The 20,140-nt window shown below is 60.7% G+C and carries 25 protein-coding genes; 8 read left to right on the forward strand and 17 right to left on the reverse strand.

Annotation, left to right across the window (positions count from 1 at the left end):
• Nucleotides 1-11 precede the first annotated feature (11 nt).
• On the forward strand, nt 12-698 hold the full coding sequence (locus U9970_RS05945) for a hypothetical protein (RefSeq protein ID WP_322765737.1): 687 nt from the start codon (nt 12-14) through the stop codon (nt 696-698).
• Between the two features lie 294 nt (nt 699-992).
• Here U9970_RS05945 and U9970_RS05950 read toward each other — a convergent pair whose 3' ends face one another.
• The 6 genes from U9970_RS05950 to U9970_RS05975 form a co-directional block, all read right to left on the reverse strand.
• Nucleotides 993-1,229 carry a hypothetical protein gene (locus U9970_RS05950; protein ID WP_322765738.1) on the reverse strand — a complete coding sequence of 79 codons (237 nt, stop codon included), beginning with the start codon at nt 1,227-1,229 and terminating at the stop codon, nt 993-995.
• A gap of 1 nt (nt 1,230) precedes the next feature.
• Nucleotides 1,231-1,527 carry a hypothetical protein gene (locus tag U9970_RS05955; RefSeq protein WP_322765739.1) on the reverse strand — a complete coding sequence of 99 codons (297 nt, stop codon included), beginning with the start codon at nt 1,525-1,527 and terminating at the stop codon, nt 1,231-1,233.
• A 34-nt stretch (nt 1,528-1,561) separates the two neighbouring features.
• On the reverse strand, nt 1,562-2,209 hold the full coding sequence (locus U9970_RS05960) for a hypothetical protein (RefSeq protein ID WP_322765740.1): 648 nt from the start codon (nt 2,207-2,209) through the stop codon (nt 1,562-1,564).
• Nucleotides 2,210-2,327: 118 nt separating this feature from the next.
• The gene (locus U9970_RS05965) at nt 2,328-3,059 is read right to left on the reverse strand and encodes a hypothetical protein (RefSeq protein WP_322765741.1); all 732 of its coding nucleotides are present in this window, start codon (nt 3,057-3,059) and stop codon (nt 2,328-2,330) included.
• A 72-nt stretch (nt 3,060-3,131) separates the two neighbouring features.
• Nucleotides 3,132-3,497 (reverse strand): hypothetical protein, encoded by a 366-nt coding sequence (locus U9970_RS05970; RefSeq protein ID WP_322765742.1) that lies wholly within the window; start codon nt 3,495-3,497, stop codon nt 3,132-3,134.
• A 201-nt stretch (nt 3,498-3,698) separates the two neighbouring features.
• Nucleotides 3,699-5,888 carry a hypothetical protein gene (locus U9970_RS05975; protein ID WP_322765743.1) on the reverse strand — a complete coding sequence of 730 codons (2,190 nt, stop codon included), beginning with the start codon at nt 5,886-5,888 and terminating at the stop codon, nt 3,699-3,701.
• A 1,499-nt stretch (nt 5,889-7,387) separates the two neighbouring features.
• Between U9970_RS05975 and U9970_RS05980 the strand changes: the two genes are divergently transcribed.
• Entirely contained in the window at nt 7,388-7,621 is a 234-nt protein-coding gene (locus U9970_RS05980) for a hypothetical protein (protein WP_322765744.1), read from the forward strand.
• A gap of 860 nt (nt 7,622-8,481) precedes the next feature.
• On the opposite strand, the gene U9970_RS05985 is transcribed toward U9970_RS05980, so the two are convergent.
• From U9970_RS05985 to U9970_RS06025, 9 genes are all read right to left on the reverse strand, one after another.
• Nucleotides 8,482-8,742, reverse strand: a complete 261-nt coding sequence (locus U9970_RS05985) for a hypothetical protein (RefSeq protein WP_322765745.1) — start codon at nt 8,740-8,742, stop codon at nt 8,482-8,484.
• Entirely contained in the window at nt 8,739-9,428 is a 690-nt protein-coding gene (locus U9970_RS05990; protein WP_322765746.1) for a recombinase family protein, read from the reverse strand. Before U9970_RS05990 ends, U9970_RS05985 begins: the two co-directional genes overlap by 4 nt.
• 130 nt (nt 9,429-9,558) lie before the next feature.
• Nucleotides 9,559-9,951, reverse strand: a complete 393-nt coding sequence (locus tag U9970_RS05995) for a hypothetical protein (RefSeq protein ID WP_322765747.1) — start codon at nt 9,949-9,951, stop codon at nt 9,559-9,561.
• Complete coding sequence (locus U9970_RS06000) at nt 9,948-10,940, reverse strand: ArdC family protein (RefSeq protein WP_322765748.1); 993 nt, start codon at nt 10,938-10,940, stop codon at nt 9,948-9,950. Before U9970_RS06000 ends, U9970_RS05995 begins: the two co-directional genes overlap by 4 nt.
• A gap of 215 nt (nt 10,941-11,155) precedes the next feature.
• Nucleotides 11,156-11,428, reverse strand: coding sequence for a hypothetical protein (locus U9970_RS06005; protein ID WP_322765749.1), 273 nt, complete (start codon nt 11,426-11,428; stop codon nt 11,156-11,158).
• Nucleotides 11,425-11,787 carry a V-type ATP synthase subunit E family protein gene (locus U9970_RS06010; protein ID WP_322765750.1) on the reverse strand — a complete coding sequence of 121 codons (363 nt, stop codon included), beginning with the start codon at nt 11,785-11,787 and terminating at the stop codon, nt 11,425-11,427. Before U9970_RS06010 ends, U9970_RS06005 begins: the two co-directional genes overlap by 4 nt.
• Complete coding sequence (locus tag U9970_RS06015; protein ID WP_322765751.1) at nt 11,784-12,017, reverse strand: hypothetical protein; 234 nt, start codon at nt 12,015-12,017, stop codon at nt 11,784-11,786. The genes U9970_RS06010 and U9970_RS06015 overlap by 4 nt, the downstream gene beginning before the upstream one ends.
• A gap of 55 nt (nt 12,018-12,072) precedes the next feature.
• A complete protein-coding gene (locus U9970_RS06020; RefSeq protein ID WP_322765752.1) occupies nt 12,073-12,369 on the reverse strand; it encodes a hypothetical protein in 297 nt (98 codons plus the stop codon).
• A 2-nt stretch (nt 12,370-12,371) separates the two neighbouring features.
• Nucleotides 12,372-12,569: a hypothetical protein gene (locus U9970_RS06025; protein WP_322765753.1), complete on the reverse strand. Its 198-nt coding sequence runs from the start codon at nt 12,567-12,569 to the stop codon at nt 12,372-12,374.
• Between U9970_RS06025 and U9970_RS06030 the strand changes: the two genes are divergently transcribed.
• Nucleotides 12,568-12,861, forward strand: a complete 294-nt coding sequence (locus U9970_RS06030; protein WP_322765754.1) for a hypothetical protein — start codon at nt 12,568-12,570, stop codon at nt 12,859-12,861. The genes U9970_RS06025 and U9970_RS06030 overlap by 2 nt on opposite strands.
• A 456-nt stretch (nt 12,862-13,317) precedes the next feature.
• On the opposite strand, the gene U9970_RS06035 is transcribed toward U9970_RS06030, so the two are convergent.
• Together U9970_RS06035 and U9970_RS06040 are read right to left on the reverse strand one after the other, a co-directional pair.
• Nucleotides 13,318-13,575 carry a hypothetical protein gene (locus tag U9970_RS06035; RefSeq protein ID WP_322765755.1) on the reverse strand — a complete coding sequence of 86 codons (258 nt, stop codon included), beginning with the start codon at nt 13,573-13,575 and terminating at the stop codon, nt 13,318-13,320.
• A gap of 725 nt (nt 13,576-14,300) precedes the next feature.
• The gene (locus U9970_RS06040) at nt 14,301-14,618 is read right to left on the reverse strand and encodes a hypothetical protein (RefSeq protein WP_322765756.1); all 318 of its coding nucleotides are present in this window, start codon (nt 14,616-14,618) and stop codon (nt 14,301-14,303) included.
• Nucleotides 14,619-14,746: 128 nt separating this feature from the next.
• Here U9970_RS06040 and U9970_RS06045 point away from each other — a divergent pair, with 128 nt between their 5' ends.
• The 5 genes from U9970_RS06045 to U9970_RS06065 all read left to right on the forward strand — a co-directional run bounded on the left by U9970_RS06045 (nt 14,747) and on the right by U9970_RS06065 (nt 20,138).
• Nucleotides 14,747-15,043 (forward strand): hypothetical protein, encoded by a 297-nt coding sequence (locus U9970_RS06045; protein WP_322765757.1) that lies wholly within the window; start codon nt 14,747-14,749, stop codon nt 15,041-15,043.
• A 220-nt stretch (nt 15,044-15,263) separates the two neighbouring features.
• Nucleotides 15,264-17,009: a type I restriction-modification system subunit M gene (locus U9970_RS06050; RefSeq protein ID WP_322765758.1), complete on the forward strand. Its 1,746-nt coding sequence runs from the start codon at nt 15,264-15,266 to the stop codon at nt 17,007-17,009.
• Nucleotides 17,010-17,473: 464 nt separating this feature from the next.
• A complete protein-coding gene (locus U9970_RS06055) occupies nt 17,474-18,328 on the forward strand; it encodes a restriction endonuclease subunit S (RefSeq protein WP_322765759.1) in 855 nt (284 codons plus the stop codon).
• A complete protein-coding gene (locus U9970_RS06060; protein WP_322765760.1) occupies nt 18,325-19,203 on the forward strand; it encodes a GIY-YIG nuclease family protein in 879 nt (292 codons plus the stop codon). Before U9970_RS06055 ends, U9970_RS06060 begins: the two co-directional genes overlap by 4 nt.
• The gene (locus U9970_RS06065) at nt 19,200-20,138 is read left to right on the forward strand and encodes a DUF4268 domain-containing protein (RefSeq protein ID WP_322765761.1); all 939 of its coding nucleotides are present in this window, start codon (nt 19,200-19,202) and stop codon (nt 20,136-20,138) included. The genes U9970_RS06060 and U9970_RS06065 overlap by 4 nt, the downstream gene beginning before the upstream one ends.
• Nucleotides 20,139-20,140 lie beyond the last annotated feature (2 nt).

Below are 20,140 nucleotides of genomic sequence, written 5' to 3' on the forward strand. Positions count from 1 at the left end.
CTAGATCCCCAATGGGCCTCTTCAACTTCCTACTGGGCAGACAGCGACAGGAGCCGCCAGCCCCTCAAGTCACCCTCACCCCGCCCCCAGGCTCAAAGCTGTTTGGCGTGGACAAGCTCGCCAGAGAGGCGACCGAAGAGGACGTGAGGCAGAGCAATGAGGCCCTATATGAAGCCTGCGCTGATGTGATCCGCGGTTGGCGGCTTGACGTAAGGCTGGACTTCAAAACCACCCCCTTCGAGCTGGCCATCTACGGGATGAAGGCCACCAGGAGGGAGGACTTGCCAGCCATCCCTGAGGGCTACGGCTATCGGATCGCAGTGCTGCCCATCACCGCTACCACCCAGCTCCTTGAAGAGGAGGACGGCAAGCGAAGGTCTATCACCACGGTGATGGTTGCCGAGACCAGGGAGGAGCTAGATGCCATCAAGGGTGCCCAGCTCTACAGCAGCAAGACCAGCAAAAAGGAAACAGGCCGCTGCTACTTCAAAGCTGCCTTTGAGATCAAGACCACCCAGGCAGATGCCCCTGGCAACTTCCTCAAAGCTTGCAATCCCATCACCCGTCGCCTAGTCCTCGGTGAAGAACTAGCAGCAGACTTCGAGGCAAGCACCAAGCGCGGTGGCCTCAAGCCCCAGCAGTGGGTGACCGAGCGGCTGGGCCATCTGGCTGCCAGCTGCTGCAATTCCATGGTGTGACTCGGTGTGGAGGGACGAAGGATCAGGTCAGGAGAGGGGCCTTGGTCCAGGTGCTGGCTGCGGCGCTGGGTTGTAGCAATCGCCTAGCGATTTGTTGTTGCACGTTGGCAAAGGGGCGGGGCTGTGCATTCGGTAGGCCACGCAGGCAACAGCCGATAACTGCACTAAGCCAAGCGCAAGCTGCACAAACTGGGGGCGAGTCATTGTTGCTGGGTGTGATGACACCTCACAGGGGCTCCTAGGGAAATTGTCCCTTGAGAACCCTTGCTATGACGAGGGTGAAATCAGGCTATTTCAGGGATACACCAGACCACGGCTAGCTAGGTACTCATTGAGCTGTTGCTGTTGAGAGTCGTCCAACACATCCTCAATACATTCAGCTCCACCCTGCTCCTCGTCTATCCCACCATCAACAACAACACCGTAGTAGTAGTGCTCATCATCAGGGCAGTATTCTTTGAGTTCAATGCCGAACAGTTCCTGAATGATTTCAAGCAACTCGTCGGTGTCAACGGATTTGAGGTCAGTCATTTCAACCAACCTCCTCATTACCGTAGGCATCGTAGAATACATAGGTGCAACCTATACCGTCAAACAGTTCCTCATCTATGTCCTCAGGGACTGGCTCACCTGCTAGCTGAAACAGGGTATCAATATCAATCCGTCCCTCATCGTAGAGTTCAGCTACGGGCTCATCAGACCTGAACTGGTATTCCACCTTGTTGTAGGTGAAAGTACATTCATACCAGCATTCAGTTTCATCATCCTCGCCATCGGTGGATGGTGCTGGTGATTCCTTGACAGGCCAGCCGTTGACCCATTCAGTCATTCTATGGAACGCAATGGAGTGGAGTGGAATAGAACTAGTTGGTCTGTTCCTCCTCCTCAACTGCTTTGGGAACAGCTAGTGAATCACACATCACATTGATGAATGCGTTGGCACTCTCCTCATTGAGGTCAGCATCGTAGCCAGTGAATACACCCTCCAAGATACACCTCCGCATCCATCGTTGATGGAATGTCCAGAAACTAGATTCAGCAATACCAGACTCTTTGCACATCAGCTCAAACCTATCGTGACCCTCATTGAGGATGACAAACGGATTGAGTTCACCAACGGGGAGGTGAGGTTGACCTTGTTTGTATTTCTGGGATAGTTGGTGGCCGATGACTAGACCAATCGTACGAACGAGGCGGCCATAGTCTTTGGTTTCATCACCAACGTATGGGAAATGAGCTTGAAAGTAATCCTCATACCAAGCAACTAGACGTGCTTTGTCCTGTTGGTAGAGAGGTTCACGGAAATGTGGAGCATCCTCCTCATCCTCGGGTGTAGTCCAATCCTCTTGTGCGTATTTGACTGCATCAGCGATGGAGGTGAATGTATCTCCAACGATGACACCTGAGGTTGCTCTGAGGTGGTAGTAGGTGCCGTTCTCATCAACGGTCTCCTCCAGGTGGAGGCAAGTGTTATTGAGTTCCTTGAGGTGGTAGCTGGTGGTGGTGGTCATCTAGATGAGGTGGAGAGACTTGGCAATGAGATATTTCATAGATACTTGCTGTTGGCTGTCGTGCAACGTTCTCTCAATGAACTGTTGTTCTTTCTTGGTGCAGGGGCGTTGCACCGAGTCAGTAGCAGTTGGTGAATACCTGATTGCCGTAGATGTTGGAAGTGCAGTTTCTGCGGGGTTGATAAGTCGGGGGAACGTAGGTCGGTCGGCTGTTCTGCTGTTCTATGTGCCAGCGGTTTGCCTCGGCTTGCGTCATACAGCCGATGTCCACCTTTTTGGTGCCTAGGCCAAGGAAGCCAGATCGGCGATCAACGGTGAAGCGCTGAGTTCCTTCAGGGCAGCCGTCAAGTCTTAACGCTGGCTGCTTGGTGTAGAGGTTTTCTTCTGTGGCTGGTGTTGATGAAGACTGCCCAGCCGGGAATCTCTTCGGGCTGTTTGCCGTGGCAAACATGTCCTTCTTCCACTTCTGGCGATCTTCGGGCTTGATGGTTGCCATCTGCTTTTCGGTGGGATGCTCACGCCACTTCCTCATGGCCAGGGCGATCGGCTTGGTACGTGGCCCCCAGTCCTCGTCCCATAGGCTCCAAGTGGTGCTGGAGCCGCTGTTGTCTTCTCCCATGGCAAGGTTCTTGGCGCCCTCGTCATTCCAGAGCAGGTAGGTCTTACCTATGCCGTATTCGACATAGATGCCAGGGTTGCCATCGCTGACAGACTTCAGCTCATCCGTTGCTGGCAGGAATACGACACTGGCCTGCGCGGGTGCAGAAGTAATGGATGAAGCGCCAATAGCAAGGGCTGCAACAGCAGCGATGGGTAGGAATCTCATAGCCGCGATTCTGCGCTGAGCCACCCCCAGCCCCAGGTATCGCCAGCAGCCTGGTTACATCTAGCCATGAACCCTGGGCTAGGCCGAGCCAGGCCCCTACAGCCCCGCAGCTATCCCGCTCTCCAGCCTGCGGCGCATGGTGCTCACCACCAGGGCATGGCCAGGCTCGCCCAGGCTGATGCGGCCCTGCTCCAGCAACCTGCGGGCGGGGCCATCGGCCATCCCACCTGCCACCAGCAGGGCCAGGCAGCAGCGGTGTTGCCGCCGGCCGCCAGTCATGGCCCAGGCCGCGGCGAGCAACGAAGCGGCGGCGGGGAGGTTGGTCTCGTGCTCGTCCGTGATGCACTCCGGCCCCCAGTACGGCGCCACCATCAACTCAGCCAGCTCAGGGTTGGCCACCAGGGGCAGCTGGGCAGGGCCCTGGGCATCGAGCTGGCGGATGGCAGACAGGGTGCTGGGCATTAGGGCTGGTCGTGGTGGGCTCAGTGTGGGAGCGGTGGGATGGTGCTGTCGGGGGGGGCAGGTCCTCTCGACGCTGAACGACCGCCTATCCAAGGTGTCCGGAACCGGACGCCCCACCACAACCCAGTCCAGCACTGGTGTTTCAGGCGATCCCCAACCGATCCCCGCGGCAGGTCCTGGGGGAGCTGCCTGGGGGTGGGGTTACGGAGACCTGAGCCACCCCTTGGCAGCTTTGCCCTCGGCATTGCGTTTGATGCCTTGAGCCAGCAGCTGCTTGTCTGCTTCCCGGCGGTATTTGGCCCAGGTGTTGCCTGACTTGGCACCCACGCTGGCCATCACACGGGAGCGCACCTCTGAAAAGGACACCCGATCACGGCCCTCCTCTTCCATCAGCGCCGCGACCTCCTGCACGATCAGTTCGGGGATGGTGCCCGTCAGCTGTGTCTTGGTCATGGCAGTCCCCCATGGCAGCAGCGTGAAATCCCCCAGCAGCTTTCGCATCCCCCGTTCCAGGGCGATCTCATTGCCGCCTGGATCCCTCATGACCATGTAGGCGTCACAGGGCAGACACCGCCCGTCGACGGTCACACGCGCTGCGCTCCTCAGTAGCGCCTGGATCACATGGCAAATCAGCATCGAGCGGTCTAGCTCAACAACCGGCCATGGCAGATCACCTAGCGACAGGTTGTCCTTGCCGAATGCCCCCCAGCAGTCGTACATCAGCCGCTCTGGCTCATACCGCATGATCCCGAGGAAGAACACCGCGGTGCAGTCCACAAATGCGTTGGTGCTGGTGTGCAGGCCCCAGGTTTCAAGCACCACACGATGGTGCGGTTGGATCCCCTTGCTCCCGTAGTGAATGTGGTCGCCAGATACCCCAGCTGCGATCAACGCAGCCTTCAGCTCATCCCGATAAAACACCGCTTTGGTGTCCTTGAAGGTGAAGATCAGGGCCCGCCGAGGCGTGTCCCGATAAAGCGGCAGCAGCGTCCTCACGATCAGGTTGATGTAGGCCGCCCTGGTCCGCTGATTGGCTAGATCGGTGCGACCACCCTGCCCCTTCCCCCACTTGAGCCCAGGGCTGATGTGCACCTTGAGCGGGTGCATCTGTTTGAGTGCTTCCGGCTGGCACTTCAGCAGCTCCAGCAGGCTGGATCTCTCGTACTGCTGTATCGACTGAGTCAGCAGGTCCACCCGGTAGTTGGCGTCCAGCGTCACGAACTCAGGTACTCGGTCGTAGGGCCAGGTCTTCACCGCCTTGCAGATCAGCAGGCGATCAGGATTCGACTTGTCCCTGCGGGTGGGGAACTGGACGGCCACGCGCAGATCAGCCAATCCACCGATCTGACTGATCGACTTAAGAATCCGGTGCGGTACGTCGGAACCAGACAGATCCTCAGCCGCGGCATCCGCCAATGCTCCAGTGCTTTCATCCATCGGAGGAAGCTCTGCAATGCCTGTGGCTCCTGACTCCTGCAGCGTCTCAGCTACAGCCCGAACAGCAATCAGACAATTAGCCACCGATTCCCGCAGCGGGGCATAGATGGCTTTATGCGCCACTGCTCCGTGCTTAACCAGGTTGTCGTGCGTTAGCTCCAGCTCCTTCAGATCGAAGTAGTGCGTTTCGATCCCCAGAAGGCATTCGTCCTTGATCACCAGCTTCCGCTGCTGGCCGTTGGCCATGAACAGCACCTGGTTTGCACCCGCTACAGGGTCCAGATCACGATGGTGGCGCTCCTTCTTCGTCCTTGCCTTCAACTGCTGCACACAGATCAGCAGGATCGGCATTCGCGGGCAGTCCGCCTCCGCAATCGGACGGGTGACGATGTCTGCCGTCGTTTGGTCGGGCTTGTAGTACATCCCAAAATCGACACCGTGCACCAGGCCCTGCTCAGCCAAGGCGCCAGCAACTGAATCCAGCTGGGCCAGGTCATCGGCCAAGAACAACGCGCCGGGATAGTCACCACCGCTCAGGCGACCCAGCTGGTGCATCTGGATGCTCGTCACCAGCACACCCTTTGCCGCTTCCGTCTTGCCGTAGCCGCAAGGCAGATCAATCACGGGCCGCGGCACCCACTTACGCAACGACTGCTGTGATGCGGGGAAGACCTCAGACAACAGCTCCATCGACCTCTTGGATGGCCGCATCAGGTGCAGCGCCATCTGGAAGCAAGCCAGCTGCAACAGGTCCTGGTGCTGCTCGGTAAACAACGCCGGGGCCCCTCGACCGCTGGCTGTGCCGTAAGACCCAATCGACCTGATGGCCTCCTCGTATCCAGCCCGGCCCAGGGCCATCGCTCTCCCCAGGTTGGGGTCCGCTGCCTCAGCTGCAGATAAACGCTTCTCGGTGAGCGCCTGGGCTGCCACTGCCAACCGATCCACCGCGTTCAACTCGCTGGGCTCTCTACTTAGCAAATGCTAACTGCAAACTATGCAAAGTTGCAGGTGCAGAACCAGCCGTCAGCACTCCCTTCCCGACTCTCTACTCACCATCTCCTTGCAAGCGTCTCTAAAAGGCCCCTAAAGGCTCTGTAATCGATTGCAGTGCAAGGGGTTCCAGCGAAAGTCTTAAAAGTAGAATGCTAAGTAGTGAATCCTGCCCCCTGCTTCCGCTAGAACCCAGTCATGCCAACCGATCTGGATGGCAGGCTCATCGAAACACCTGCAATCAGATCCCCAGCATCAATCCCCCATTTCACCTCCATCGGGACACTCGTTCAGGCTCGCTCTGGCATCAGGTCACTCGCACCCTTCGGGCGCTCGCAACCTGGCCATCGCGGCCTTCACTTCGGTCCCCTGGCGGCTAACGGGGTGGGCTAACGCATGGGTTGACCTCCACTCGGGCTGCGCCCTCGCTCCGGTTCCCGGCAGGGACCAGGCCAACGATCTCCACCGGCTGGGTTATCCCGCAGGCATCGGGCTCGCTGCGCTCACCCTCAGCCCTGCAAAGGCGTTGCAAACAGCCAACAGCCGTTCGCTTCGCTCACAACAGCCAACAGCCCTAGGTCTCAGCTCTCGCCTGACTACGGCTTCGCCTCCGTCAGACTCGGCTTCGATGTAACCCAGCCACGACACCGATGACAGCCGTCTCACGCAACTGCAGACCAGTCGCTCACGGACCCGTCATTCAAGGTGCTGAAGCCCAACACCTGCAGGCTGTTCAAGCTGCCCTCAACGTCCTCGCTGAAACCGGCTCCTGGTACGTCCCACGACTCCTGCTGGATCTTGCCCTCAGAGGGGAAGACACGGTCATTGGTCTCGCTGACAGAAACAGCCTCAGCAGGGCTGCCACCAGCACCGCTATCCGTCAGTGTTCAGTTGGCCGGTATCGCAAATCAACAGACCCAGCCAAGCCAGGCACTGTCATCCCGCCAGCACTCCCTGGTGTCATTCACCTCAGAAAGATTCACTGCCGCAACACCAAAATGGTTGCCCTCACACCCCTTGGTCTCCAACTGGTGAAAGGACTGCTCGGAACCTTCCCTGACACCCACTGACTCACTGTTTATAACTGCCTGGGCGTATTTAGGCAGGTAAATGAAACGGCAACCCTTTTCGGGTAACTGATGACAACAACTGCTGGTAGAGCACTGGCAACAACCCCTGGTAGCCAACTCCCAACTACTCCCCCAACTACCTAGGAACAAACCGCCCAAGCAAACCCAGAACCAACCGCGTACAGACACACCACTGAGGAAACCTTGGGCGCGTACGCCCTTTTGCGCGGATGCAGGCGGGCGCACCCGCAGGCGCGCAGGCGGGCGTTACCTCCAGACCTCCGCCAGATGCGCCGCCAGGAGCCCCGCCAATGCAGTGCTGGCTTATGTCTCAGCCCCGCAGGGGCACCTGGAGCCCAGGTCAGACTGGCTGCAACAGCACGACCGCCACCAATGCCCACTGCCGAACTGATCGCCCGCTCTGGAGCCCTGCTGAAGCACCGCCACGACCTCTGGGAAGCCGGTAAGGGCAAGTCCGCTGGCGTTATGTCTCCCGCCTGGAAGGAGTCAGACGCCGCCCTGGAGGCATTCCGCCTGGATGTAGCCCAGCACCACCGGCAGGATGCCGCCAAGCTGGCCGCCTGGAACGAACGCCTACAGCGCCGCCACGCATCGGTCGGGGAATAAGTAGGCGCTAGGGCCGCGATAGCGGCCTCCTTAGTTATTCCGAAGGCGGTGTGTTCAGCCCGGCTGTGTCCAAGCGGGGGCTGATTGAGGCCGCTGGCCCATTGTCTCCTCTGGCCAATTCGGCCACAGCAGGGATAGACAGGCTTCGATCATTTGCATGGACGACAGTGATGCCAAGCCCAGCGGATCTTCAATCCGATGCAGGCGGCCTCCCGCTGGGTTGTTGGCCCTGCACTTGCACCCGCACTTGCCCTCGTTTTACGAGCTCGTGATCAGGGGCTTGTTTTACGAGCTCGTGATCAGGGGCTTGTTTTACGAGCTCGTGATCAGCCTCCCTTCTATTGGCAGAATCCCGCCACTTACCCCGTCCGGTTTCTTCGATCACCTCAGCCCCTTCAGCAGGGTCCTGGAGCCCACCAGCAGCACCCAAGGGCAGCGTTGCCCTGCATCCCCACCCCAAGGCCCAGGGCAGGCATCTGGATGGCAAGGGGCAGCGTTGCAGGCGGCAGCTTCCCTAGGGCCATGCCCCTGTCCTGGGGAGCCCTAGTCCTGTGCTGAAGCAGGGCCTGACCTGATTCCTCAGGGTTGCTCTGGCTTTTGGCTTTTTCGATCCCGCTGGCGACCCCGAACCCGCTCGGATTCACGGCCGGCCTCCGTCTTTCGCCAGCAGGGAGCGCAGAGGGTTGACCCGGTGGCCGATTGCCCCCTTGGAGAGTCCGGCCGGATGGAGTTGAGGTTGATGGGGCGGCCACAGCCTGGGCAGGGTGGCTGGACTGCCCGCTCAAGGCCCTGGAGTTTGAGCCGTTCGCGATACCGCCGGGTCCGTTCTGCGCTGGAGCCTGAGGCTTGAGGCTTGGATGTCATCTCGCTGGGCGGCGCCTGATGTTGTTGGCCGGCACCGATGCCAGCACCCCTGGCAATGGCCCTGCAGCGATGGCTGGCCTCGCCTTTGGTCTCAGCCTGGGACGAGCCAGCCAGAGCACCCCGGCCACGGTGCCGAACACAAACACCGGCCCTGCAGCTGCTGCCACAAGGAACACCAGGGCAGGTAGGGCGACGATCCCGCCGGCAAAGGTCAGGGCCATGCCGGCGACGCCCATCGCCAGGGTGGTCGGTTTCATTTGGCCACCCCCGCCTTAGCCAGCCGCCGGGTTGTTGACTCACTGAGGCCAGTGGCCCTGGCAATGGCTGCAACGGTCAGGCCCTCCAGGGCAAGGCGACGCACCTGGGCGGCCTGCTCATCGGCGGGGGAGGCTTCCAGGATTCGGCGGACCTTGCTGGAGGTGATGCCCAGGGCGGTTGCGATGGTGCCGTAGCCCTTCCCCTCGGCCCGCATGGCGTGGACGGTGTTGGCCAGGCCCTGGTCCCAGGACCGCTTGCGGCCGAACTTGACCCCGGCGGCCTGGGCAACGATCCGGCCTTCGGCGGTGCGCTTGGTGATGGCAGCCCGTTCCATTTCGGCCGCGTAGCCAAGGATCCCGACGATCAGCTTCACGATCGACGGGTCGGTGGTCTCGGTGTTGAGCTTCCCGTCCAGGGTGACGAGGTGGACGCCGCGCTCCATCAGGTGCTCGACGCACTGGAGCATCTGGATCATTGATCTACCGAGGCGATCCAGCTCATGGATAACCAAGGTGTCGCCGGGCTGAAGGTCGGCCAGCACCTGCTGGAGGACTTCGCGCTCCAGGGTCTTGCCGCTGGCGTGTTCGATGTGGACTGGGTTGCAGCCAGCAGCCTCCAGGGCCTGGACTTGCCGGGCTGCGTCTTGTTGGTCTGTGCTGCATCGGGCTAGGCCGATTCGTGCCATGGGTCTGCCTGCTGTGTTTTGAGTTTGCGTGGGGGCTGTCGTTTCTTGAGATATTCGGCATGGGGGCGGCCCTAACGGCGGGCCAATGGTTCTCGCCCTGCTGAAACTGCCTGCCGAAATGCGTTGCCTTCTAGGGGCTGAATTTGCGGCTGGCCATCTCGCCTAGGTCTTCCCTGCGGCGATAGGGCGGGATTACCCGAGGGGGTGCCCAGGGCTTGGGCTTGGGCTTGTTCCGATCGCGCCAGCCGGTGAACACCAGCCAAAAGGGCAGGCCAACGAACAGGCCCACCAGGGCCAGGCAGGCGGCCAACAGCAGCTGCTGCCAAAGCAGAGCAACAGCCAGGAAGGCGGCGACATTGGCCCACCAGGGCCAGGGCTTGCACTTGCGCTGGCCATTGCCAAACAGGTTTGGAGATCGGGGAGTCTTCGGCGGGAGGAAGTCTTCGAGCTTCTCGCCGGGGCGGAGGTTCGCCTCGATCCAGGCGATCTCCTCGTAATGGCGCTGGAGCCTGGGGTTGGTCATGCCTCCACCTCCTCGCCCTGGTTCTCCTCTGGAGCGATCAGGTCCGCCGCCTTGCGGGCATCGCTGAGCACCTTGAACAGGGTTTTGGGCTCCTCCTTCAGCAGCTCGGCCCAGTTCTTGAGATATGCGGCATGGTTCTCCAGCTGGCAGCCGATCTGCAGCCTGTAGGCGATCAGCACTGCTGCCAGCTCGGCCACCAGCTCCTCCTGTGCGTAGAGCTTGGAGCCCATTCCGCCGCGCATGTTTCGGTCGAGCCTGCTGCTGTGGCCGGTGCTGTGGGCCTGCTCGTGGGCCCAGGTTGCGGCCATGGCTTCGCGGGTGGTGAAGACCTCAGCCGCTGGCATCCTGATCTGATCCAGATCGGGGCTGTAGCAGGCCATGGCGCCGCCCCAGGTGGTTGGCACTGGCCAGGCTTCCAGCACGGCTTCAGCAGCCTCCAGACGGGCCTGGGGCTCCAGCTGTAGGGGCTGGCCGATGGCTTCTCTAATGCGGGCCTGGAGGGCTTCCTCGGCAGCTTCGTCAGTGCCCACCAGATCGACGGCATTGAACACGGCTACCGGCTTAAAGCTCACCCATTGGCGGGTGACGGTCTCGGCCTGGCCGGTTTGGATGTTCTGGGCTTCATCCTCGTAGCGGTTGAGCTGGGGCCGAACGATGCGGACGGACTTGCAGCCTTTGCGCGGCCACCATCCATGGGCCTTGGCTTGTGCTCCACCGATCCAGAGCGGAAGGGTGTGGCCGCGAAGCATGGAGCCCAGCTCCAAAAGGATCGGATTGGCTCCCCGGTAAGGCTTGCCGGTGTCGAGGTTGCGGTGCTCGCCCTGCTGGCCAGCCCATTCCCTGCGCCATGGCGGCAGTTCGCTGGACTCCATCAGGGCGATGAGATCAGCCACCAGCAGCTCCTCGGCTGTGGGGCCGTCGTAGGTCTTGCGGGCCTTGCGGGTGGTGGTCTTGCCCGTGGTCCGGGGCTTAGTTGCGGTTGCGGTCATGGGTTCTCTCGATTGGTGGTGATGGCCCAGCAGGCGCCGGGCCGGTGGTTGTCAGGGGTCTTGGCGGATGAATGAACCGGCAGGCCATCGCCGGAGCTGGCCTTTGGCAGCGGCCTGGGTGCGGTAGGGCCTGAACTGCTCGCCATCGGGTGAGACGACCCACCAGAAGCGGGTTGGCGCTGGCGGGGTGCTGCTTCGGGCCCAGAAGGAATCGCTCATTGGTCGGAGTAGGGCGGGAGGTCGTAGTGGTCGGCCATGGCTTCAGGCCAGACAGGCGGCCCGTCATTGGCGGCCCTGACGGCGATCAGGTGGCCGGGCCATGCCTTGCGGTCTTGCCGGGCCCAGCGGTGGGCTTCACGCCTCCACCAGGCCGCATCGCGCTCGGTCATGGCGTCATCAGGTGGCGTGATCTGGTACAGGTCCCAGGGGAGCCAGTGCTCCCCATCAGGGGCAGGGCAGGCCATCCAGAGCGCGGTGGGTGCGGTCATGCCCACACCTCTCGCTGGGCTGAGCGGATGGCGCTGGCCAGGCGTTCGCGGATCTCCTCCGCCTCGGCCTGGGCCTTGGCCAGCACCTGATCCGCTGTCGCGTTGGCGTTGTCGAGGGCCTGCCGGGCTTCAGCTCGCATCAGGCGGCTGGCGGCTTCGGCATTGATTCGCCATTCGCTGGCCTGGCGGTACATCTCCGCCGGGCTGGTGGGCCTGATGTCGGCGGTGATCTCAGCGGCCAGATAGCCCAGGCAGTCGAGCAGCCATGGGCCCAGGTAGGAATCCGGGCCCAGGCGGCTGGCCAGTTCGCGCAGGGCGGCCAGCTCCTCGGCTTTGGTTGGTGCGGTGGTGATGGTCACTGGGCCACCTCCACCAGCTGAGAGCCGACCCGGCGCCATTGGCGGCGCTGCCTGGGTTTGGCAGGGGTGGCAGGGCCACGGCCAAGAATCCAGCCCTGGCCATGGCAGTGGAAGCAGACACCTCCCTGGATATGGGCGAACCAGGGCATAGAGCCGGTGCCGTTGCAGCCCCAGGGGCACTCGTAGGCGTTGGGGTTGCCGGGCCAGGGGTTTTGGTTTGGGTCTCTCATGGGTTGGGAACGTGAGGGGATGGGCCCAGCTGGAGCCGGGCCGGTGGTTGTCGGATCAGGCGGCGAGCACCAGCAGCAGCTCGGCGCGGCGGCCGGAGCGGGCCAGCTGGCGATGGCCAGCGGTACGGGCCAGGAGACGGAGCTCTCTCACCGGCAGGGCTGCCAGTGGGGCTGGCTTGTCGATCGCGGCTGGCTTGTCGATCGCTGGAGCTGCCTGCGCCTTTCTGGGCCGGTAGTTGGCCAGGGCGAGCACCAGGGCCACCAGGGCCACGGCGAGCACCAGCAGGGCCTGGATCGTCACCAGAGCGGCAGCAGCGGCCAGCTCGATGGGGTGGGGCTGTTGGCTGCGCATGGTCAATACCCCAGCCAGGCCAGCAGGGCCTCGGCGTTGCGCTCATCCAGGTGGCACCAGCTGACGCCGTGGTTGTCGGCGTAGGTGTCGGCAAGGGTGAAGCCGTGCTGGGCCAGCAGGGCCTGGGCATCGCCGTGGCTGAGGTTGCCGTTGTGGTCGGCGTGGTCGAGGACCGAATCCTCAAAGGTGCAGAAGGTCATGGGTTGCACCCGGCTGAGCCGGGGCGGTCGTGGTGTGGCGGTGGGCCTGGCCTGGCGGCAGAGCTGCGCGCTCGATGCCGGTGCCGGTGTGATGGCTGATGGGGCTGGAGCTGGCCGCCGCTACCGGGCCTGGGCTCCACCGCCTGAGCACATCCTAGCCCGCAGATGTCACAACGCAGCAGGGCAGGCAACACCAGCCACCCATCAGGGCCTGGGGCTCAGCCAGTCACCACCGCAGAACCCCTGGCACAGCAGGGGAGGCACCCCCGCCCCCCGGTTGACTATACTTTGAGCATGAAGTCGGCGAGCCTGGTTGTTGAGAAATAACCCGCACCCCGGCACGGGGGGAAAAGTCGCGACCGGCGTACGAGTAAGCCCGTTTGCCATACATGCCAAATCCCTTTAGGACATTCCTCCGGCACTTTCGCCTGGGTTAATACCAACAACACCCCCAGCACTTTCGCCTGGGTCAATACCAGCAACACCCCCAGCACTTTCGCCCGGGTTAATACCAGCAACTGCCGGCGGGGTGGTGGCAACGGAGGTGGAGTGGCCCCGCCGAGAACCCCCTTCTCGGCGGGGCCGTTTTTCTTCAGTTGGCAGTAGGGGCCAAGGCGCGGCGGAAGCTGGCCATTGCTGTCGCCCTGGTGGTGGTGGTGGTGGTGGTGGTGGAGCAGGCCCCCAGCGGGGGGGGATTGGTGGGTATTGGCTTTTGAGATTGGTGTGGCAATACCTGCAGCGGATGGCTTTAGGAGTTGGTATCTGCTGCCGGCGGTCGTGGTCTTGGCTGGCGGAAATTGTCTTGCAGTTCCTTGAGGTATTGGCTCAGGCGTTTTGCATCGTTGGAGCTGCAGTAGCCAAGGCTTCTAAGGAACTTGGCACCAGACCCAGCGGTGTGGATGTCGTCGAGGAGGGCCTCAAGGCCAGCCCTGGTGAACTGGTATTTGCTGGCCAAAAACATCCAGACCTTTGGCTTGCCGGCTGGATCTGTTGTTGATGTGGTCATGGTGTTTGGGGCGTTGGTGTTCAGCATCGGCCAGGAGCGCCGCGGGCACCAACTGGTTGTTGTAGCTACCTGCTGTTTGGGCCTGCCGCCCTGGTCTGGAGGTTTCCGCAAAAATCTGCGGAAACCCCTCAGGCTTTCCCGACTCGATGAAACTCCAGTCCTGGTCTGGAGGTTTGCTCAGATTTTTGAGGAAACCCCTCCTGGCTGACGAAGGACCAGTTCTGGGCTGGCCCCCGATGGTCACCCAGCTTGGGAATGGATGGACTACAGCACCAAGGACGCAGCACCAAGGCCAGCCTGATTGAGCTAATCAAGGGGGTGGATTGCCTGGTCCTGAATGTTGCGGAGCAGGTCCAAAGCGCGAACGGGGTAACACAACCCGGCCAGCCAACCCGCCGGGCTGGGCCCAGAGAGCGCAGGAAAGGCGAAGCCTCGACTGTGAGCGAAGCGATCAGCTCGATTGCGAGCGCAGCGAGTAGTTACTGGAGGGGGTTTGGGCGATTCGCGCCTTGTAACCCGCCACCAAACCGGCCACTTCCCCTCACGCCCTGCCGTGCAGGAACCCCGCGCTGAGATCCAAGGTGTTGCAGGCGATCTGGGCTTTCCTGAGGGCTCAAACCCCGAGCTTGGCGCGCACCTGGCCCGCAGGGCTAAGCCCAGTTACTGCAGGTGGTTTGAGCGATTCGGGGTGGCTAAAGCCCGCACCTTGCCGAGCACCCTGCCAATCACCACCCTTCGGGGTCGGGCTTGAGGTCTTTGGCGTGTCTTCGCAGATCCAGCTGCAGGCGCCCGTCTGCCGACGAAACCAGGGACTGATACCAGTGCCTAAACCAGCGATCCAGCAGGGCTTCCAGGGCCTCCTGACTGGTCTCAGGGCACCATTCCAGCTGGTGGCAGACAGGCTCACCTTTGACGGGTCTGAGCCTGGCCAACACCCTGACGACAAGGGCCCTGTAGGGGTGCTGCCTGGCCCACCGCCTGGCGGCTGCTTTGGCCAGCCGTTGGTGGGGCTCAGGCGGTGGGACGAAGTAGATGGTGGTCATGGCTGGCCAGCAGTCCTCCTGCATAGACGGTCTATGGGTGGCTGCATGGAAGGCTTCATAGACGGCAGGCATAGATGGTCTAGGCACTGCTGCATAGAGACATTCATAGACAGCCTCCATAGACATCTATGCAGCCGGTTCATAGAAGCCTGCATGGATGGATGCCTAGACAGCCGCTATCTACTGGCCTTGCATCGAAACTGCTTCGCAAAGGGGCAACCGGGCAGCGTTATCTCGATACCAGAGCCATCGGTGGTGGTGGTGGTGCGGCAGTCGATAGCCAGATCACCCAGGCGATTTGGGATACAGCGATCGAAGAAATGAAGGCAGGAAAGCTCGCTGGGCTTACTGGTGCGGGCGCTGGTGTCGAGATCACTTACGACGAGGACGGCTATGCAACCGTGAGCTTCGACGTGGAGATCTGAGCCTCAACAGGCCAGCCTCTCCCGTACAGCCGCGCCTTGGCATCGGCGACGCAGGCTGCCCCCGTAGCACTTGAAACAACCATTAGATCCCAATGCATGAACCTGGTGGCCCTACACCGTCAGGGTCACCTTCAATCATCGATCCGAACCTTTACAGCGCCACCTTCCTAAAGCCCTCTGGCAGAGGGCATACTGCGCCGAGCGAACCTCACCCCAGCCTTTGGCCGCCGAGCAGAACCTCTCCTCCTTCATCTGGGCCGTCGCGGACCTGCTGCGCGGCGACTACAAGCGGAGCGATTTCGGCAAGGTGATCCTGCCGTTCACGGTGCTGCGGCGGCTGGACTGCGTACTTGAGCCCACTAAGGCCGAGGTGCTCGCTGAGAAGGAGCTGCGGGAGGCTGCCGGCCTGAACCCTGAGCCGTTCCTGCTAAAGAAGGCTGGGCTGCTTTTTTACAACACCTCACCGCTCGACATGAAGCGGCTGATGGGGGACCAGGACCACATTGGCGAGAACCTGCGGGCCTACATGCAGGCGTTCTCCCCGGCGGTGCGGGACATCTTTGAGAGCTTCGAGTTCCACACCCAGATCGACAAACTCGCCAAGGCCGGGCTGCTCTACCTAGTCACCGAGCGCTTCGCGGGGATCGACCTGCACCCGGAGGTGGTGAGCAACGCCCAGATGGGCACGGTGTTCGAGGAGCTGATCCGCAAGTTCGCAGAGGAATCGAACGAGACCGCCGGGGACCATTTCACGCCTAGGGAGGTGATCCGGCTGATGGTGAACCTGCTGTTCATTGAAGACGACGACGCCCTCACCCAGCCGGGAATTGTTCGCAGCCTGTATGACCCCACCGCAGGCACCGGCGGGATGCTGAGCGTTGCTGAAGAACACCTAGTCAGTCACAATCCGTCAGCTCGCCTGGTCTTGAGCGGCCAAGAGCTGAATGCGGAGTCCTACGCGATCTGCAAAGCCGACATGCTGATCAAGGGTCAGGACATCGGCAACATCATCTTTGGGAACACGCTCAACGACGACGGCCTGCAAGAGAAGCAGTTCGACTACATGCTCTCCAACCCTCCGTTCGGGGTGGACTGGAAAAAGATCGAGAAGGAAGTCCGCAAGGAAGCCGACCTGATGGGCTTTGAGGGTCGCTTCGGGCCGGGCCTGCCCAGGGTGAGCGATGGCTCGCTGCTGTTCCTGCTGCACCTGATCTCGAAGATGCGCCCTGCCGTGGATGGCGGCAGCCGTATCGGGATCGTGCTCAACGGATCACCGCTGTTTACCGGTGGGGCTGGATCCGGTGAGAGCGAGATTCGCCGCTACTTGCTGGAGAACGACCTGGTGGAGGCGATTGTGGCCCTTCCCACTGACATGTTTTACAACACAGGGATCAGCACCTATGTCTGGATCCTGAGCAACCGCAAGCCAGCGGAAAGAAAGGGCAAGGTGCAGTTGATTGATGCCAGCAGCTACTGGCAGAAGATGCGCAAGAGCCTGGGCAGCAAGCGCAAGGAGCTTTCGCCTGAGCACATTGAGGAGATTACGAAGCTGTTCGGGGCCTTCGAGGAGGCAGAGAAGGACGGCAAGCCAATCAGCAAAATCTTCCGCAACGAGGACTTCGGGTACCAGACAATCACTGTCGAAAGGCCACTGAGGGACGAGGCAGGGAACGTGCTTCAGGGGCAGCGGGGCAAAGGGAAAGGTCAGCCTCAGGCCGATACCAGCCTGAGAGACACGGAGAACGTGCCACTGTCAGAGGACGTGGAGACCTACTTCGAGCGAGAGGTACTGCCGCACGTACCTGACGCCTGGATTGACCACAGCAAGACCAAGAAGGGATACGAGATTCCCTTCAACAGGCACTTCTACGTGTTCACGCCGCCTAGGCCACTGGATGAGATAGATGCGGAGCTGAAGCAGGTGACAGACAGGATCCTGGAAATGATTGGGGGGCTGTCGGCGTGACTCACAAACGCTACGAGAAGTACATCGACACAGAAGAGGCATGGCTTGGCTCACACCCAAGTCATTGGGCAAGGAAGCCACTATGGACATTGTTCCGTCGAGTCAAGAGGCAAGGGTTTGAGAGTGAAGAGCTGCTGTCTGTCTATAGAGACCACGGTGTCATACCCAAAAGCAGCAGAGAGGACAACTTCAACAAGCCCTCGGATGACCTCAGCGCATACCAACTTGTCGAACCCGGCGACCTAGCGGTAAACAAGATGAAAGCGTGGCAAGGCTCAGTGGCCATATCAAAGCATCGAGGCATCGTGAGCCCCGCCTACCACGTTTACACGTCACTTCACTCAGAAAACCAAAGGTACCTGCATTACCTAATGCGGTGCGACAGGTACATCACGGGCTATCTGGCCATATCGAAAGGCATACGAGTAAATCAATGGGACCTTCAGCCGGAATACCATTCACGCATGCCGGTCTTGCTGCCACCACTCAATGAACAGTTAGGGATAGCCAGCTTCCTCGACCGCGAAACCGCCAAGATTGACGCCCTTATCGCCGAGCAGCAACGCCTGATAGAGCTGCTTCAAGAGAAAAGACTGGCGGTCATCTCACATGCAGTTACCAAGGGGTTGAACCCGAATGCACCGATGAAGAACTCGGGAGTGGAGTGGTTGGGAGAGGTGCCGGAGCATTGGGATGTCTGTCGCGTTAAAGCAGTTTCAGTCTTCACCACGAGTGGCCCTAGGGGGTGGTCCGAACGAGTTGGCGACGTGGGTGCTTTGTTTGTGCAGAGTGGTGACTTGACCGACGTGATGGGCGTCGATTTCGCGAACTGCAAACGCGTCCAGGTTGGTGATGATGCAGAAGCATCGAGAACGAAATTGCTGGATGGAGACCTTGTTGTATGTATTACGGGAGCGAAAACAGGCAATGTCGCCGTGTGTGAGAGTGTGCCTGAGTCAAGTTATGTCAATCAGCATTTGTGCCTCATTCGCCCTGGTGAAGGAGTGCATCCCCGTTTTCTTGCTGCGCTCTTGAAAAGTGGCTGCGGACAGACTTATTTCTCCCTTGCGCAATACGGACTGAAGCAAGGTTTGAGTCTTGAAGACGTGCGAGAAGCTCCTGTCGCCCTTCCTCCACTAGACGAGCAAGATCGTATATGCCAATGGCTGAGAGGTGTGTCTAGTCGTTATTTGCCGCTGGAATCTGAATCGCAGCGCACTATTTCACTCCTCCAAGAACGCCGCTCCGCCCTGATCTCCGCCGCCGTCACCGGCCAGATCGATGTGCGTGGCCAAGTGCCCGAGGCCGTGGCGGCATGAGCAGCACCCCCAAGACGATCCAGATCTTCCTCCCCGGAGGCGACCCCAGGGGCGTCCGCATCGCCGAGATCACCACCCGCATTGTTCAGGTGATCGAGGTGCCCCGCACTCTGCTGACTGACTTTCTGGCGATGGAACAGAGCAGCCAGGTTGGGGTCTATGTGCTGGTGGGGGAAGAGGCTGGTGATGACGACCGGCGGGTCTATGTGGGCCAGTCCGGTGATCTGCGGGCTCGCCTGGCCCAGCACCACCAGAAGAAGGACTTCTGGCAGCGGGCCCTGGTGCTGATCTCCCGCACCAACAGCCTCACTCAGACCCATGCCCTCTTTCTTGAGTGGTATGTCCTGAAGCAACTCCGTCAGGCCGGTCGCTTCAGCGATGAAAACGGCAACGCTGGTTCCCGGCCCCATACGCCCCCACCTCTGGAGGCCGACTGCATGGAGATCTTTGAAACCGGCAGCACGCTGTTCTCAACCCTCGGCTATCCGCTGTTCGATCCGCTGGTAGCCGTCACCGAAGCAGAGAACCCTGCAGAGCATTTCTTTTGCCACAGCCCAGGGACAGGGGTGGATGGCAAGGGGCTTTACACCGCCGAAGGCTTTGTGGTGCTCGCTGGTTCCTTAGGCCGCCTCGCAAACGCCCCATCCATCGGTGAGGCAAACGAACGCTGGCGCCAGCAACTGATAGAAGCCAACGTGATGCGGCCCGAGGGGGAGGCCAAGGTGGTGTTTAACAAAGACCACCTGTTCTCTTCTCCCAGCGCTTCTGCGATGGCGTTACTAGGCCGCCGCGCCAATGGCTGGATCGAGTGGAAGAACGCGGACGGGGTGACGCTCGATGAGCTCAAGCGCTCCAATTTGGGTGAGGACGCATGACCTCTTCCATCGGCAAGCTCCAGCGTGTTCCCCTCCGAGATGTCTGGAAGCATGAGGCGTATGACTTCACCCAGTGGTTGCAGCAGAACATCGACATCCTCAACGACGCCCTTGATCTGAATCTGATCACTGCGGATCGAGAGCAGCCAGCAGGTTCGTTCAGCATTGATCTCGTTGCCGAGGACGAGGATGGCACTACCTATGTCATCGAGAATCAGCTCGAAAAGAGTGATCACGATCACCTCGGCAAGCTCATTACCTACCTGACGGCTAGGACGGCACGCGGTGGGATCTGGATCGTTTCGAATCCTCGGCCTGAGCATGTCGCTGCCATGTCCTGGCTCAACGAGTCGGCTAATGCGGACTTCTATCTAGTGAAGGTCGAGGCGGTCAGGATCGGGGACTCTCCAGCCGCGCCACTCCTCACCCTGATCGTCGGACCATCAGTTGAGGCCAAGCAGACCGGACGGGCCAAGCAGGAGCTTTCCGAGCGGCATGAGATCCGCAAGCGATGGTGGGCGGCTCTGGTAGCTCTGCCAGGGGCCAAGCTCCATGCCCACATCACACCTGGCTGCGGCGCTTGGTTGGGTACAGCCTCAGGTACCCCAGGTCTGACTTACTGGTATGGAGTGACCAAAATGGGTTGCTCTGTTGAGCTCTACTTCGACAAAGGGAAGGGTGCTGAGCAGGAGACCAAGGCCATCTTCGATCAACTCCAGCAATCGCAGGCCCAGATCGATGCAGCAATCCTTCATCCGGTCAGCTGGCAGCGGCTCGACGAACGACGCGCTTGCCGGATCAGGATCACTCTTCCTGGTGGTTTTGCCTCGCCTGAAGAGGAGTGGCCTGATATTCAGACCCAGCTCGTGGAAGCAATGAACCAGCTGGAGAAGGCCCTAAGGCCAGCTCTCTTGCAACTGAAACAAGGGAGCTGAGA

This window comes from Cyanobium usitatum str. Tous, assembly GCF_963920485.1.
GTDB classification, from domain to species: domain Bacteria; phylum Cyanobacteriota; class Cyanobacteriia; order PCC-6307; family Cyanobiaceae; genus Cyanobium_A; species Cyanobium_A usitatum_A.